19 protein-coding genes are annotated in these 13,767 nt (G+C 41.5%); all 19 read right to left on the bottom strand.

The genetic code is table 11. From position 1 onward, the window contains the following. Positions 1 to 157 precede the first annotated feature (157 nt). Positions 158 to 478: a hypothetical protein gene (locus tag BSG1_RS01485; protein WP_006835014.1), complete on the bottom strand. Its 321-nt coding sequence runs from the start codon at positions 476 to 478 to the stop codon at positions 158 to 160. Then, the gene (locus tag BSG1_RS01480; protein ID WP_006835013.1) at positions 475 to 678 is read right to left on the bottom strand and encodes a hypothetical protein; all 204 of its coding nucleotides are present in this window, start codon (positions 676 to 678) and stop codon (positions 475 to 477) included. Before BSG1_RS01480 ends, BSG1_RS01485 begins: the two co-directional genes overlap by 4 nt. Before the next feature lie 14 nt (positions 679 to 692). Next, positions 693 to 923 (bottom strand): hypothetical protein, encoded by a 231-nt coding sequence (locus BSG1_RS21615; protein WP_006835012.1) that lies wholly within the window; start codon positions 921 to 923, stop codon positions 693 to 695. A gap of 3 nt (positions 924 to 926) precedes the next feature. Further along, complete coding sequence (locus BSG1_RS01475) at positions 927 to 1,487, bottom strand: protein phosphatase 2C domain-containing protein (RefSeq protein WP_006835011.1); 561 nt, start codon at positions 1,485 to 1,487, stop codon at positions 927 to 929. A gap of 277 nt (positions 1,488 to 1,764) precedes the next feature. After that, positions 1,765 to 2,166 carry an HIT family protein gene (locus BSG1_RS01465; RefSeq protein ID WP_006835009.1) on the bottom strand — a complete coding sequence of 134 codons (402 nt, stop codon included), beginning with the start codon at positions 2,164 to 2,166 and terminating at the stop codon, positions 1,765 to 1,767. Further along, positions 2,153 to 2,791 (bottom strand): class I SAM-dependent methyltransferase, encoded by a 639-nt coding sequence (locus BSG1_RS01460; RefSeq protein ID WP_006835008.1) that lies wholly within the window; start codon positions 2,789 to 2,791, stop codon positions 2,153 to 2,155. The genes BSG1_RS01465 and BSG1_RS01460 overlap by 14 nt, the downstream gene beginning before the upstream one ends. Positions 2,792 to 2,804: 13 nt before the next feature. Continuing rightward, a complete protein-coding gene (locus BSG1_RS01455) occupies positions 2,805 to 3,335 on the bottom strand; it encodes a GNAT family N-acetyltransferase (protein WP_006835007.1) in 531 nt (176 codons plus the stop codon). A gap of 275 nt (positions 3,336 to 3,610) precedes the next feature. Then, a complete protein-coding gene (locus BSG1_RS01450) occupies positions 3,611 to 6,691 on the bottom strand; it encodes a GNAT family N-acetyltransferase (RefSeq protein WP_006835006.1) in 3,081 nt (1,026 codons plus the stop codon). A gap of 241 nt (positions 6,692 to 6,932) precedes the next feature. Continuing rightward, positions 6,933 to 7,406 carry a GyrI-like domain-containing protein gene (locus BSG1_RS01445; protein WP_006835005.1) on the bottom strand — a complete coding sequence of 158 codons (474 nt, stop codon included), beginning with the start codon at positions 7,404 to 7,406 and terminating at the stop codon, positions 6,933 to 6,935. An 18-nt stretch (positions 7,407 to 7,424) separates the two neighbouring features. Further along, entirely contained in the window at positions 7,425 to 7,748 is a 324-nt protein-coding gene (locus tag BSG1_RS01440; protein ID WP_006835004.1) for a hypothetical protein, read from the bottom strand. A gap of 17 nt (positions 7,749 to 7,765) precedes the next feature. Continuing rightward, on the bottom strand, positions 7,766 to 7,981 hold the full coding sequence (locus BSG1_RS01435; RefSeq protein WP_052302339.1) for a hypothetical protein: 216 nt from the start codon (positions 7,979 to 7,981) through the stop codon (positions 7,766 to 7,768). 212 nt (positions 7,982 to 8,193) lie between these two features. Further along, the gene (locus BSG1_RS01430; RefSeq protein WP_006835002.1) at positions 8,194 to 9,015 is read right to left on the bottom strand and encodes a VanW family protein; all 822 of its coding nucleotides are present in this window, start codon (positions 9,013 to 9,015) and stop codon (positions 8,194 to 8,196) included. A gap of 242 nt (positions 9,016 to 9,257) precedes the next feature. Continuing rightward, positions 9,258 to 9,815, bottom strand: coding sequence for a GNAT family N-acetyltransferase (locus tag BSG1_RS01425; protein WP_044022171.1), 558 nt, complete (start codon positions 9,813 to 9,815; stop codon positions 9,258 to 9,260). Between the two features lie 58 nt (positions 9,816 to 9,873). Continuing rightward, complete coding sequence (locus BSG1_RS21495; RefSeq protein WP_269479305.1) at positions 9,874 to 10,005, bottom strand: hypothetical protein; 132 nt, start codon at positions 10,003 to 10,005, stop codon at positions 9,874 to 9,876. A 16-nt stretch (positions 10,006 to 10,021) separates the two neighbouring features. Beyond that, the gene (locus tag BSG1_RS01420) at positions 10,022 to 10,396 is read right to left on the bottom strand and encodes a DUF4181 domain-containing protein (protein ID WP_006834999.1); all 375 of its coding nucleotides are present in this window, start codon (positions 10,394 to 10,396) and stop codon (positions 10,022 to 10,024) included. Positions 10,397 to 10,519: 123 nt separating this feature from the next. Further along, complete coding sequence (locus tag BSG1_RS01415; RefSeq protein WP_006834998.1) at positions 10,520 to 11,530, bottom strand: ABC transporter permease subunit; 1,011 nt, start codon at positions 11,528 to 11,530, stop codon at positions 10,520 to 10,522. After that, entirely contained in the window at positions 11,530 to 12,402 is an 873-nt protein-coding gene (locus BSG1_RS01410; protein WP_006834997.1) for an ABC transporter permease subunit, read from the bottom strand. The genes BSG1_RS01415 and BSG1_RS01410 overlap by 1 nt, the downstream gene beginning before the upstream one ends. After that, positions 12,403 to 13,092: a hypothetical protein gene (locus tag BSG1_RS01405; protein ID WP_006834996.1), complete on the bottom strand. Its 690-nt coding sequence runs from the start codon at positions 13,090 to 13,092 to the stop codon at positions 12,403 to 12,405. It abuts the gene before it with no gap. Then, a complete protein-coding gene (locus BSG1_RS01400; RefSeq protein WP_006834995.1) occupies positions 13,082 to 13,624 on the bottom strand; it encodes an RNA polymerase sigma factor in 543 nt (180 codons plus the stop codon). Before BSG1_RS01400 ends, BSG1_RS01405 begins: the two co-directional genes overlap by 11 nt. Positions 13,625 to 13,767 lie beyond the last annotated feature (143 nt).

Raw genomic sequence — 13,767 nt, 5'->3', positions numbered from 1 at the left:
CTAATATAATCCCGAAAACCAATGGTTTCCGGGATTTTAGTTTATACTTTGATACTGGATGGTTTCTTTTAAATAGCCGGCATCTTGAGGAGAAACACTGAAATACTGCGCTTTCTCCCAGCTGTCTCCCAGTCGCTGCGCAATAATAGCCCCCTCTTCATGAAACCAAACTCGGGAATCTATTAAACCAGTATGCTGTCTTGGACTCATCACTGATATGTAAACATCCGGGTGGTTCAGGTCCATATGGGGGATCAATTTTTTCCTTATTAAGATAAATCATCATAATGTTATCGATGGCAGACTGATCTTCTATATTCGTGATAACTTTTTCAATACGGATAACTTCTTGATTACCCCCTTCCTGGTAACCTACTCTGATTTCCCGGGTTGCTTCCTCCACAGAAGTGTACAATCCAGTCAGAACCCCTATTGGAAAAAGTAAAATCATCACTAGTACCAACTTCCACTTTTTCATGAATCCATTCTCTCTTTACTGAAATTCCGGCTCTCCAGTTTACTCAAAATCTCGGATACTCCCATGGCTATTGATGCATTCAGCATGCCAAACAGTGAAAGCAGAAAACCTCTCCCATTATATTCACCGAAGAAGTTCATGATGCAGAAGATAAAGCTGCCGGCAAAAAAGACTAAACCGAAAAGAAATAAAAATCTCATCAACTATCACATCCTTAGTTACTAGGCTTGGTCGCCTGTTTATTTTGATCGACTCTCCACGATAGAATCGTCGTGCTGTCTCTTACATTGTTTTCACGTATTGTGTTTAAAAGTTCTGCAACCCCCTGTTGATTCGTCCTGCCATTAAAGACAGAAAAGATCTTGTCGGGACGTGCAAACTCTGTACCCGGACACTCTGTTAATCCATCAGTAGTTAAAAATATGTGATTGGTACCTTTTCTCAATTCTTATATGCCGGTACTGTAGCAAGGAACAGATTTATTAAAAGTGCTTTCTTGGCCAACCCACTCAAAAAAGCTGCGGTGGTTCTGCTGATATTCTCCAAGCTTGGACAAATCAGGATGATACAAGTTAAGAATACAGTCGCCGATGGAAAACCAGGAAAGGAAGTTTTCTTTTCTGATGACAAAAAGGCAGGCAGTCTCCCCCTTGATGGTTTTGCAAGCCTCCTGAAAAGACTCTCCTTTAAACGTTTGAAGAATCAAATCATTGATCTGATTGAAGGCCGGTTCACACTCTAAGTCCAGAAGATTCAATATCTCTTGTTTCCGCTCGTAAAACTCCGAAATGACAAGCTCGGCACTTTGAGCTGTGTTATGAGCATCCAGCAGGATAGCAAACTCCCAATCTTTCTCCTTGTTAGACCAAAGAAGGCATCCATCTTCATTTTTGCTTTGACCCGCAGACGAGTTTCCGCCAAAGTGCCCGACAACTACCCTATCAATCTCTTTCATGTGAACCTCATCCACAAAGGAATTTTCAGACCCTGCCCATTTATATTCTTTCATCAGTTTGACCTCATTTATGTTTGTATTTTTAAGTGATCGGTGACAACTTTAAATACTCTAGCAACTTTCTTAGCGGCCCTCATTGGAAGGTGTATCTTAGCTTTTTTATCACTTACATACAAATCGACCGCTGATTTGTGTGTCTTTCTACCAAAATCCTGAATCGACCTACCAAATAATGTTCGATTGGTGGTCATTTTAAAAATCGACCTACCATTTCCAGCACCTTGAGAATGCGAATCAATGCATTCCAATCACTTACCTACAAATTACTCCTTTATAGGTTCCTCTTATTTTCCGGCTGTTTCAGCCAATAGCGAAGCCCTTTTCCAGCTAATGGTTCGTCATTATACCGGGGGATCACGTGGAGGTGACTGTGAAAAATGAATTGATTGGAAACTTCGCCTACATTCCAGCCAAGCGTATATCCATCGGGTGAAAATTTCTCGTCCAGGTATGCTTTTGCTTCCTGTAATAATTCGTATGTATCGTTCCATTCTTCTTGGGTCAGTTCAAAAGCGTTGGCATGATGCTTTTTTGGCACTATAACGCCACAGCCTTCCAAAACATCCTGTTGATCATTATGCTGAAGAAAAAAACAAGTATCATTTTCAAATACGATATTTTGTTCAGGGTCCTTTTGCGGGTTGCAAAAAGGACAATCTTTACTGTCGGGCATATCCTTCCCCCTCTACTTTCTCTACTAATAATTTGCGATACATTCCATTGAGCATGACCGGGTCGTCCTTTTGAATACGCAGGGCACCATCCATTTTACTAATTAGTTCCCAATGATTAATCCCTATGTCTGTACCAAGGACCTTGATGACCGGCCGGAGAATCTTTGTAAGATAGAAGCCACTCTTATTAGATGAAAACTTATCGAATATCAGTATCGATCCGCCATTCTTTAACACCCGATTCATTTCTTGCAGACTTTTCAAAGGGTCAGGCACAACCGAAAGAATGAGGCTGGCAACAATGAAATCGAAAGAATCATCTGGGAAATTTATGTCCTGTGCATCCATTTGAACAAAATCTATATTTGAGTTTTTGTACTTCCCTCGAGCTATTTTCAACATATCACTGGAAAAATCGATGGCTGTCAAGTCCAGCAATCTATCATTAAAGAATTCAAGGTCTGCTCCAGTACCTATCCCGACAAATAGTACTTTACTTCCTTTAGGTAACTCCAGCCCTGTAAAAACTTTCTTTCTTGCATCCAAAAACAACCCTCTATTGAACAATTGGTCATAAATTGGAGACCAAACCTTATAAATGATTTTATTCCATGTACTGTTCATATTTTTAAACCCTTCAAAAAGTTATTTCATATTTCGAATGTTTCCCATATACATCAGCAACCCCCTTGAGAGGGTTATGTCGTTGATAAAAGGAGTTTAAACCATCATTACTGTACAGGCAATCAAAACGGATATACTTTTTCCCGCGATGATTTACCTCGTTTTTTGCCCACTCAATCAAGGCTTCACCTAATCCTAGACCGGCATATTCACGGTTTACAACAAGTCTATGCATGTAAACCGCATCACCTTGAGCCGCTTCTACTCCCCATATCTCCATGTCCCACTCGCCAGGTTCCTCTTCAAGAGTAAGGGATGCGACTGCCTCTCTTTCAATTTCAGCAAGATAGGTATTTTGTCTGTTTATGGATTCCATCACTTCTCCCATATTTCCTTCTAAATCAGTCAAATAATAATTCCACTGGGTTGTCCCCTTTGTCTTCAGCCACTCTGCAGCTTCAACCAGCAAGCTTAAAACTTTGCTGATATCTTCTTGTTTGGCTTTCCTTATAGTGAACATGCGGCCATTCACATGAAGATTCATCGGTATTCCTCCTTTGTAAAAGGTGCATTCGTATGGATTGTTGCTTTCGGACAAATCCCAAGAGCCGGTTTTCCCTTGGGTACAAGGTTTTTTACTCTCTGAACAGGGAGAGTAGCTCTTTTCTTTCTTACTTACAGGATATTTACTGTGAATTATTCCTATATTTTTTAAAATACAAATTAAATAGCAACAAAGTTTATGAAAAGAGCCTTGTTAAATTGAAGAGGGACAGTTCCCTGCTGCTAAATGTAACAGGGGACTGTCCCTAATTTGATTTATCGGAACGTAATTTCTTTAAAAGGGTTGATGGCTTCTGAGTATTCCTCTTCACCGATCAGCAGGATGGTCGGTTTCGTGGTATATGTTTCTCCACTTGATGCTGACCATTCTTCTGTTGATGCTGTGACAAATACTTCTTGATTCATATAAAGTTCAGACAGTCTGCGGGAGGCAGAATGAATGAAGGTGATTTTGCTTTCCCAATCTTCTGACCCCACTGTCACATATTCTGTGTCACCGAGCATGAACTCCTCAATGCCGGCAAAATATTTTTCAACTACTCCTTCGGAAGGCACCTTGGCAAAGCATGAAGTAAGTTCATCCCCTGGTTTGAAAAATGCTTCTAAATCGAGCAGTTCTCCTTTGAATGTACGGCCGGAGTTTTGAAGAATCTCTCCATAGCATGCCAGGACAGGGACCTCTGGCAGGGTAAGTGCGTACTGCTTCAACGTCGTCCCTTTCATGGTTTCATGTTCTGTAAACTCAGTCGTCAGGCAAAGGCCTTTCCAAGTATGGCCATTTTGGTCAATCCTGCTCACCGGCTCGACTTTCGTATTCTCTTTCATCATCGAGTATGGGCTGACATTCTGGAAATAATAGCGAATCCCGCCACCCCAAGGGTTCCACCATGCTTTTGGTCCAGCTTCAGGATACTGATTATGCAAGGCTTCCTTACCGTTCACTGTTAAGGAATAGATTCCCGGAAAATAAGCAGGTGACGCTTTAAACGAAAGGGCACCGTTATCGACAGACCAGTTACCATCGCTATTTTCCACCATGACTTCAGTCCGGCCTTTTACTAGCTGAATGGACTCAAAGACTGCTTTTTGACCTGGTGCACGGAAGCTTCCATTAACACGTTTTATCCCCGGAGAGCTATGTTCCACCTGAAGATCGATCTTCGTGACCTCATCCGCTTTTTTAGCAGCGCCCTCATAATTTTCACCATCACTGTTCAATCGAAGACTTCCGTGTACATAAGGAGTCAGCATCGACCTGAATGAATATTCCACCGTATGGCCAACAGAAGAAATAACATCACCATCTGCTGTTTGAAGAGCATACAAGGGTTGTTCCTTCAGGTCAGGTATATCTTCGCCTACTATGAATTCACGCCATTGTCTCCACGTACGGGAAGTATTAATACCTACTGCGACAGGGCCAAAGCAGATTTCTTCCTCCGGCTGGAGTTCCTCAACATTATACTCAACGCCGAAACGCCATTCGTCTTTCCTTCCATTGGCTGTCTCAGGCCAAGTCAATCCAGTGGTATCCCCTTGATTTCCTTTGATGAAAAACCAGTTTTCCGAGATCTCTTTATCTTTAATATAGTCGATGAACGGAATGGCAGCCTCTGTACCAACAACTACTCCATCCTTCTGAGGAAGAGCCATGCCTTTAAACTGTGGATACACAGGCTGAAGGAGATAAACATCCTTTTTCGCCTCAGTCCCTTTGTTGACTATTTCATGATTCATCTCAATGTAGCCGTCTCCAAAGATCTTTAAATAGGTATTCAACGTAAGTGAAGGAAAGGCTTCAGAATCCAGTGTAGTCTTCATTACGAACCCTTCAACAAGCTCTATGAATTCGATCGTTGAGGCTTCCTTCTTTGAGAACTCTTCACTGAATGGTTTTCCCAGTTTAGGTGAAAAGAAGGTTAAGGCCTCCCCTGAAGAGTAAATTGATCCAACTTTCACGATATGATTCCGCTTTTCCACTTCTACATAATATGGCCCGTTATAACCATACCAGTGTTCATCGGTCTCACCGCCAAACTTACTTCCATAACCAGGAAATGCCAATGCCATTTTAGCTTGGATTTTCATAGGCTGCTGATTTTCCCGTGATACAACTATTTCTATTTCTTCTGATAAAAAATCATTTTTTTTCAGTTTGACAGGAATCGGAAAAGAAGCTCTTTCTTTCCCTTTCAATACAGCCTTTACTTCTCTCCGTTCCCACTTAAGAACGGGATTCTCAGGCAATTGAATACTTAATGTACATTCTTCGTCCAGTTGGCTTTCAATATCAAGATGGACCAGCCCTTTTTGCCCTGCTCTCCAATTTTTATTGGTAGACCGGACAAAGACTTTAGCAGCCTGTTTTGGAAACACTCCTACTTTCAACGGAAAATCCATCCCATTGATGTTAACGATAGAACTAACTACCGGATGTGTCTTCCATGGGCTTGGTTCACGGTCAGGAATTGACAGGCTTACCGGAAACTCTCCTGTCCATTCTTCTTCCACTTGACCTGAATGATGGAATGAGTGTTCAACAATCTCATCAGCATGACCTGAAAGGGAAACATTAAGCGGCTCTCCTGTTTTGTTCACAACTCGGTATTTTACAGGATGCTTTTCTTTTTCCAGCAGTTTAAAGCCAGGCAAGCTGACTTCCAAAAACAGATCCTGGGTTTCAATCAGTCGTATCCCGCGCCCTGTACGTTCAATTTGCACTCGGACAAATTCTTCTCCTGCCTGCCACTTGTATTCAAAGAAGGTATGGTCATGTTCTTTTACACCATCCGGCTTCACTGTAATTTCGCGCTGACTGGTGGTGTACCAGTCATGTTTTTCAAAGAAAGGACGAAGCCATTCTATTTGCATCACCATTGGAATGAAGTTCATTAAATGAGTACTGTCATCTCTTTCTTCCCAAAAGAAACCGCATTTCTTATAAAGCGGAACGGCTTTCGTATTGCCCGGCCATGTGAATAAATCCAAGCGTGGCCATTTTAATTCTATTGTTTTATTCAATGCTTCTAAGACCAGCTTCTTGCCGATCTTCAACCCTTGATACCCTGGGTGTACATTCAGCAATGGGATGTACAATGCACCCGTGTCTTCCCGATATTGAGACAGCCCGCAGTAACCTACAACCTCATCTCCTGCCATAGCTAAAAATAAATGGAGATTAGTAGAGTTTGCCTCTTTTTCTATGACATCCTGTCCGGTTGTTATACCTGTATCTCCACCCCAGTTCTCGCGGCTTTCATTCCACATTTTCGCAATTCCTTTTGCAAGGCCCTCATGGTATTCTACTATTTTCACTTGTTCTGTTTTCGTTTTCATATGATCCTCCTGAGCTACGTCTTTAATGATCTAACCTCACATTTTTTACTTTCCTGAATAACATCGATAAATTTAATCATCCTTTTCTCCTCCTTCAAAAAATAGTTTTATGGAAAATTTTACTGCACTTCATAGTGTAAAATGATATGTCTCATAAGTAAAGAATATTCTAATTTGGCAGTAAATTCACCTTATGATAATGCTCTTTTTTTTGAGGTTCGGGAGAGTATTCGTCTGTTCGTTATTTAATGGGATCAAGCAATTCAACAGAAAGGCGACCTTTGTCTTTCCAATCATGATAGATTTCAAGACACCAGGTTCCCGTCAACCTGCTAAAATTTCGTTCATCAATCCAATTATGAAGGTCTTCATAAGCCTTCCGGATATGAGAATTGACACCCTGGTAATGGTATACTGCGTAACGCCGGGGAGGAACAGTAAGCGTCACCATACCCTCCGGAATTCCCTCAAACTTGCTCACTTCCTTGCAGATCCAGTAACCATCTTCTTCATCTGTACATTCACCTGCGATAAAAACTCCTATCTGCGTGCGGGGGTTTACGAGATGCTTAATTTCATGAGTGTGATTCTCCAGCCTATATGCTGCCACGGGAATTTCATTTATATATTGGTCGCCGGGACAAAGAACCCTGAAACCAACCAGTTGGATATCCTGCATATCAATCATTTTTATTTTCATTGCAGATTGTGCCATCTTCTGAACACCTCTTTTTTAATCAACTACACTACGAGATTTTGAGAAACAGAACAAACTTATGACCAGACACTTCATACTCACAGCCCAAGTCATTCCTGCCACACCGACTCTCAAGGATATCTCCTCTGAAACCATTGTGTGATCAGCTCTGTAATTCATAGCTTGGATGAAAATATAAACAGCAGCAGAAAAAATGAGAAAATGTATGAGCATCCATAAATACCCTGCCGAATTTCTCTTCGTTCTTACCCATAGTAGAAGAACACACAGGATCGTTCCCCCCATGACGATTGAAAATCCAGCCAATAACTTTGGCACTATCTCTTGCTCAAGCGGCATACTATTCTCCTCCTACCTTAAATATCACCATTATTCATCCATGTGTATAACTGTACGCTACCGAAAACCGAAACAAAAAGCAGGCAGAGCACGGCAACAACCCATACTGACAGCCGGTTAATATCAGCCAGCCCTTCAGCTCTCACGGCAACAAACAATGAAACACCCATCAGCATGACATAGCAGAAGATATTTAAAGTGATCCAGGCCATCCGTAGTTTTGTGCTCTTCAATTCGACCCCCTCCTTTAAAAGTTGGGTTTCTTTTAAATTTAATTACTTTCATGGGACCCGTTAGAAGCAGATTTTGCTCACTTTTAGCCTTATGAACCTTCCATGAGACATCCTAACCGCTAAACGAGCTCGCTTTTCCCCTTTTAAACTTTCCAAGAGCCCGCCTAACCCCTCAATTCACCTAGCCTCGGATCTCCACAAACCTTTTACACTTAATTGACCACGTCTTCTTTCTGCTCAAGCAGTGGTTCATACATCATCAAGGCATGATTTTCTGTTATATACTGATCGTCTATCAACGTCCGCTGAGAACTGAAAACTTTGCGGTGCAGTCGGTTATGCCTGATATATCCGCCCCAATGTTCATATGTAATCAGGTGGTCTTTTTCATAGACCTCGTATGACTGCAGAGGCTTATGGATCGTTCTCCATTCTCCAACGAGGTGAGTGTCGTTCAGATAGACATGGAGCTGGTATGGCGCGTCGGTCGTATTTTTGATTTGAAGGTCCAGGTAGTTATACGCACATGTTGCTCCGCTGCCGAAGGGCTGAGTCCGGTTGGAATCCGGAAACACGTCATAGCTGTGGCGATGCCGTTCCGTTACCGTCAAGGGGGTATGCAGGGTCATCCAATAAATCAAGTTGCTCAACTGGCAAAGACCGCCTCCAATGCCCGGTTTAAAAGAGCCGTAATGAAGAATCATCGCATCGACATAGCCTTTTCGTTTCGTTGTATTTCCGAGCAGCTTCCAATAGGAAAAGGTTTCTCCGGGCTCAATGACTATTCCGTCCAATGCCTTGACGGCAATTTTTAAATTGATTATTTTGTTATATTGGTACCACATCTCCACGTCTTTTAGCTTCCGAAGCAGAAGAGATTGATGTTTGAACGCAGTAGAGGGAAGTAATTCCTTGTGTTGATTCTTGGCGAAGGTTTCTGTGGATGTCGTCCACTCCATGTATCTTTTGGCACGATAATAGGCGGTCCCCAGTTGTATCCTAAGCTTCGAACGTTTTTTGGGCTTCATGGCCATAGATTTCAGAAAATCCAAACTTGTCACCGACTTTCTTTTATATTCCTATCTACCATTTTATACAGGTTAGTTCACGCAGGTTAATTCTTTATCTACTAAACCTGAAAATGACTAGCCATTTGTAGGTACTTTTCCGAGGTCCACAAAACCGGCATTCCCGACGGCTCCTCCTCCTTGCTTGGCGATAGCAGCAAAAACCCCTTCCGCCAGTTCTTACGCCTGAAAATGAATACTCATACACTTCACCCCTGGCTATTTTTAAAATAAATCAGGTTATCCGTCCACTCACCAAACTCGTAGATGAACGCTTTCCTAATGCATTCAAATTCCATCCCGACACTTTCAGCCAAACGAATGGAGGCCTGGTTATCAAGATTGATATGTGCCTCGATTCGATGATACTTCAGTTCTGAAAAAGCGATTTCCAGTGCGCCAGCGACAGCTTCTTTTCCAAACCCATTTCCCCAATATTGATTATGGATGCTGTAACCAAGTCTCCCCCATTGGAAGTCCTCCCTTGCCAATGTTGAAAAATCAACCATGCCAAGGTGTTTCCCACTCACTTTACCAAATACTCCAAACACATAAGCGGTATCTTCCGAAGCCAGAGTTTGGTGCTTTTCAACCAAGGAAGAAAACCATTCTTCCGTACATTCGCCCATATCCAGTTTTCCCTGATCATGCCTATACTGCGAAGCTCGTCTTCCATTAAATCCTCTATACCATTCAGAGTAATCCTTCTCAGCTAAGGGTCTTACTATTAATCTCTCTGTTTCTGTTTTATATGTAAATGTATTCAAATTCCCACCTGCTCCTCAATAATCAAAACATATTCTTAATTAAATTCATCCAGATTTCTCACTCTTTTCTTGAGTCAGGTTGAAGCCCTTTTAACAGCTCAATCATTTCCTCATTCTGTTTCACTGTTTTTCTTACCGATACCTCAATCGAAAATAAGGTGATCATTATTACAAGAATGAAAACTATCACGGTCCTCACCCTTTTCCTAGGATATTACTAAAATACCAATGACCTTCATTACACCCCAGCAGAATAAGGCAATACCCAAAAAGATCAGAGTTTTCAAATACTCTTTGGACCCTTTTAAAAACTTCCATTGCATGAAGGACTGAAAACCTAAAAACACAATGATAAATGAAATCCAATATATATTCATGGCAAGCCTTTGGTCGGACATATCCCCGACTTTTGTAAGGAAAACGAGAGCAATGAGAAGGATGACTCCTCTTCCCCAGCGATCCAGCAACTTTCCTTCCGTGTCGGAAATTTTTCGTGTGTCCTTGCCCAGCCATTTTGTCAACAGTTTCTCAGTAACCCAAAACAAAACAATAATACTTATGATAAAAATTATAAATTTCATACTTCTCCCCCACTATAAGACGAATGGAGTGATAGAAATGTTTCAAATATTTCAAAATCCGAGCAAACAAACTTAGGACCATGACAAAAAGGACGCTTAGACAAACAACGTCCTTCTCGAATACTACATTTGCACTCTCCTAAAATCCTCTTTCCGCACCTCATGTTTAAAATCTTTATCAGCACTCAAAACACTACTCTTAAACTTCCTTCCATAATAAGAATAGCCGGATGTTGCCTGGATGTACCCTTCCATCATAAGAGCAACCGCAAACATGACGGCGGCAAAGAACAGGATCGGCGTTAAGGGAACCCAAGGAGCACCTTGCAGATAACGGAATGTATCGCCAATCAATCCAGACCACTCGTAGGTGATCGACCTTGGTGGATCTGCTACAAGCTGGTAGTCCACATCCGTCCCTCCCAGGAAAAGTTTTAACAGTCCGAGGTGGATGAAGATGATCAATGTTTGAATTACCTGCTGGCCGAATAAAATTACTATCCTACCCCTCATTGCAGGGAGAATATGCTTAAGGATAATACGGAACTTGCCGGCACCCAAAACTTTTGCCCCCAAAATATACTCCTCCTTATAAACCCGGGCAATTACGTTTCCAAAAAGTGAGGAGAGGACCGGGACCGTCAGGAGAGTCAGAATAAGGATTTCCAGAAAAAAGCGTTCTGTTATAGTGGTTGAAAATCCCTGAGGAGGCTCCCAAAGTATGGGGAAGAGCAAGAAATAAGCCAAAATGGAGAGGGGAATATAGTGAAAGGAATCCACCGTACCATTGATGAATTTTCTGTATTTTTCGAGGTGAATACCCAAGATGATTCCTACTGGAAAAGATAAGATGAGACGCAAAAATGCTATGGTGAACGCTGATATTATGGTGTATTTCGCCCCAATGATTACTTTGCCCAACATATCCAATCCGAGTGGGTCCGTGCCAAACGGATACGCCCATTTTGGAGAGATAGGTGTGGACTCGACAGGCACATGATTTTCAGAAATATAGTAGAGCTTTCTGACTTCATTTCCCCATAGGAAACTATAGACAAAGCTGCTAATCAGCAAAATAACAATAAGAATAAAGCCTGTCAGAAAAAAGGGATGCTTCCAAATACTCCTTTTCACTAAAGCTCCTCCCCTCTATTTGCTTTTTTAGAAAGGAACAGCTCTCCCAAATTGTAAAAAACAAATAGTGGAATAAAAATCGAGAGAAGCGCAAGCACAAATAATTTAGGCTGCATCGTGGACATCAGAAACCTTGTTATACCCGGAATATTAAACAGGAGCTCAATCACAAATAAATTGGACAGCATGAACCACACCGTCTTCTTTGATTGAAAAAACACCGTAATGATGCTATTCCGCAGAACATGTATGACTAAGATCATGATTCTACCAACACCAATTGACTTTGCAAGCAGGACATAATCTTTTTGAATTTCCTCTTCAAACGAAATAAGGGTAACTCGAAAAAGCTGGATCGCCGGCAGTATTGCCAGAAGGAATATTGGCAGCATGTATGCTTTGTCATCGTAAGTTGAAGCCGTATTGAAAAGAAGGATGCCTGACTTTTTATAAAAGTAAATAATAGCGAGCTGCACAGTCATGATGATGAAGAGATCCGGCAGTGATTCGAACAAATAAAATACCATCTTAATCCTGTCTCGCACCCTTTTTCTAAAAAGCATTGTCAGGATTGTACTTCCTATTGCAATGAGCAAAGCTAAAACGAATGCAGAGAAGAGGATGGTCAAAGAATAAAAAATGGGATCAAAGAGATACGGAAACAACTCTCTTTCTTTCTGTCCGCCGATGACTGTATATTTGAGGGCTCCCGGATTAACAAGGGCGTGTACTATCTCTTCTATATCCCGCCAATAGTGGGAGAAATACAGGTCCTTTTCATTAAGTCCGGCGAGCAAAGCAGGAAGCCCTCCTGCAAGAATGATACCCGCAATTGATATCAGGAAAATGATCAACCGATGAAGGAATTTCATTCAGTTCCCCCTAACTGTCGGAATGGAACTTTTCAAGCTGCCGAACATTTTTTTCGATTCGTTCATATACTCCCTGTCTGCTTCTCCATATAAACGGACGCCTGTATGAAGGGTATCATCAATAATATAGTGGTAAATACCTGCAACCTGGCTGCTGCTGTATAACTTTTCTCCTTTGTGTCCGAGAATCTTCCTGATTTTCTCGCTTTGAAGATGAGGAAATAATTCCAACATAATTACATAGTCTTCCTTTTGTTGGGGGACCTCAAAAGACACAGAGAAAGAACCCCCTTTTTCAATTACAATTTCCTCTTCCATAACGACTGTTTTTAAATCGTCCTTTACTAACTTGGCTTGAAGAACTGAACCATGCGGAAGAGCACTCTCTCCTTTAAGGACTGCTTTCTCTTCCGTTCTGATGGTCTCTCCTTCGATGACATACTGTTTATGATGAAAAGCGGCTTCCTTGGAAGACTGGTCAAGGGAAGGACTGTTGAGAATAAAGCTTCCGATAACCGGCGCCAATATCAAAAGAGTACAAAGGATTGCCAGATTATGTTTTAGAGAATGAAAATACTTATCCAGCCAACGTCGCCTGTTCGCCTTCCTCCAGATCGTATCAAACTCGATAGATGTTTCTTCGTTTTTATCCACCTCATCAAAAAGTTTAGAGAAGTGTTCATCCTTCAACCTTATCGCCACCTTCCCGAAAGAACCTGTGGTTATCCATCCGCCGGAGTTGTTTCAATGCTGTATTTAACCTGGATTTTGCAGTTCCCAAAGGGATATTTAATGTTTCTGCAGACTCTCTTAACGTTAAGCCCAGATAAAAATGAAGGATGAGAATCTCCCGGCTTTTCAGGGACAGCTGTTTCACCGCATCCCATATCTCCTTCACTTCTTCATTTTTCATAAAGATTTCTTCAATTGAATTGATTTGGTCATCTTCCATGGTGTCGGTAAAGATGGAAAATGTATTGATCCATTTTTGCTTTCTCATGATGGACCTGGTCACATTGATCGTAATGGTATATATCCATGGTTTAATCGGGCGCAGCTGGTCATATTTATGATAGTTTGTCAGAACCCTGATGAAAGTCTCTTGTGTAATGTCGTCTGCCAAACTTCTAGACTTCGTCAGCATCAGGGCAGTCCTGTATACATAATTTTTATGGTCACGGTATAGATTCGCTGCATCTGATTCATTGAGCTGCAGTTCCATGTCATCCCCCTTCCTTTTCTGTTTAACTGTATTACTCCATAACTAATGAAATGGTTCGGTGTATTAGGAAATTTTTTCTGACTTATAAAAAAGGATAAAGAACACTCACTAAGGAGCTGAATCCGCACGCAACTTTTATGTTT

This window comes from Bacillus sp. SG-1, assembly GCF_000181495.1.
Taxonomy (GTDB): domain Bacteria; phylum Bacillota; class Bacilli; order Bacillales; family Bacillaceae_B; genus Rossellomorea.
This window is presented reverse-complemented; position numbering and strand designations above follow the sequence as displayed.

Coding starts and splice junctions, on each gene's coding strand:
- BSG1_RS01485 (WP_006835014.1), bottom strand. CDS start 478: ATGAAAAAGTGGAAGTTGGTACTAGTGATGATTTTACTTTTTCCAATA.
- BSG1_RS01480 (WP_006835013.1), bottom strand. CDS start 678: ATGAGATTTTTATTTCTTTTCGGTTTAGTCTTTTTTGCCGGCAGCTTT.
- BSG1_RS01475 (WP_006835011.1), bottom strand. CDS start 1,487: ATGAAAGAATATAAATGGGCAGGGTCTGAAAATTCCTTTGTGGATGAG.
- BSG1_RS01465 (WP_006835009.1), bottom strand. CDS start 2,166: ATGCCCGACAGTAAAGATTGTCCTTTTTGCAACCCGCAAAAGGACCCT.
- BSG1_RS01460 (WP_006835008.1), bottom strand. CDS start 2,791: ATGAACAGTACATGGAATAAAATCATTTATAAGGTTTGGTCTCCAATT.
- BSG1_RS01455 (WP_006835007.1), bottom strand. CDS start 3,335: ATGAATCTTCATGTGAATGGCCGCATGTTCACTATAAGGAAAGCCAAA.
- BSG1_RS01450 (WP_006835006.1), bottom strand. CDS start 6,691: ATGAAAACGAAAACAGAACAAGTGAAAATAGTAGAATACCATGAGGGC.
- BSG1_RS01445 (WP_006835005.1), bottom strand. CDS start 7,406: ATGGCACAATCTGCAATGAAAATAAAAATGATTGATATGCAGGATATC.
- BSG1_RS01440 (WP_006835004.1), bottom strand. CDS start 7,748: ATGCCGCTTGAGCAAGAGATAGTGCCAAAGTTATTGGCTGGATTTTCA.
- BSG1_RS01430 (WP_006835002.1), bottom strand. CDS start 9,015: ATGGCCATGAAGCCCAAAAAACGTTCGAAGCTTAGGATACAACTGGGG.
- BSG1_RS01420 (WP_006834999.1), bottom strand. CDS start 10,396: ATGAAATTTATAATTTTTATCATAAGTATTATTGTTTTGTTTTGGGTT.
- BSG1_RS01410 (WP_006834997.1), bottom strand. CDS start 12,402: ATGAAATTCCTTCATCGGTTGATCATTTTCCTGATATCAATTGCGGGT.
- BSG1_RS01400 (WP_006834995.1), bottom strand. CDS start 13,624: ATGGAACTGCAGCTCAATGAATCAGATGCAGCGAATCTATACCGTGAC.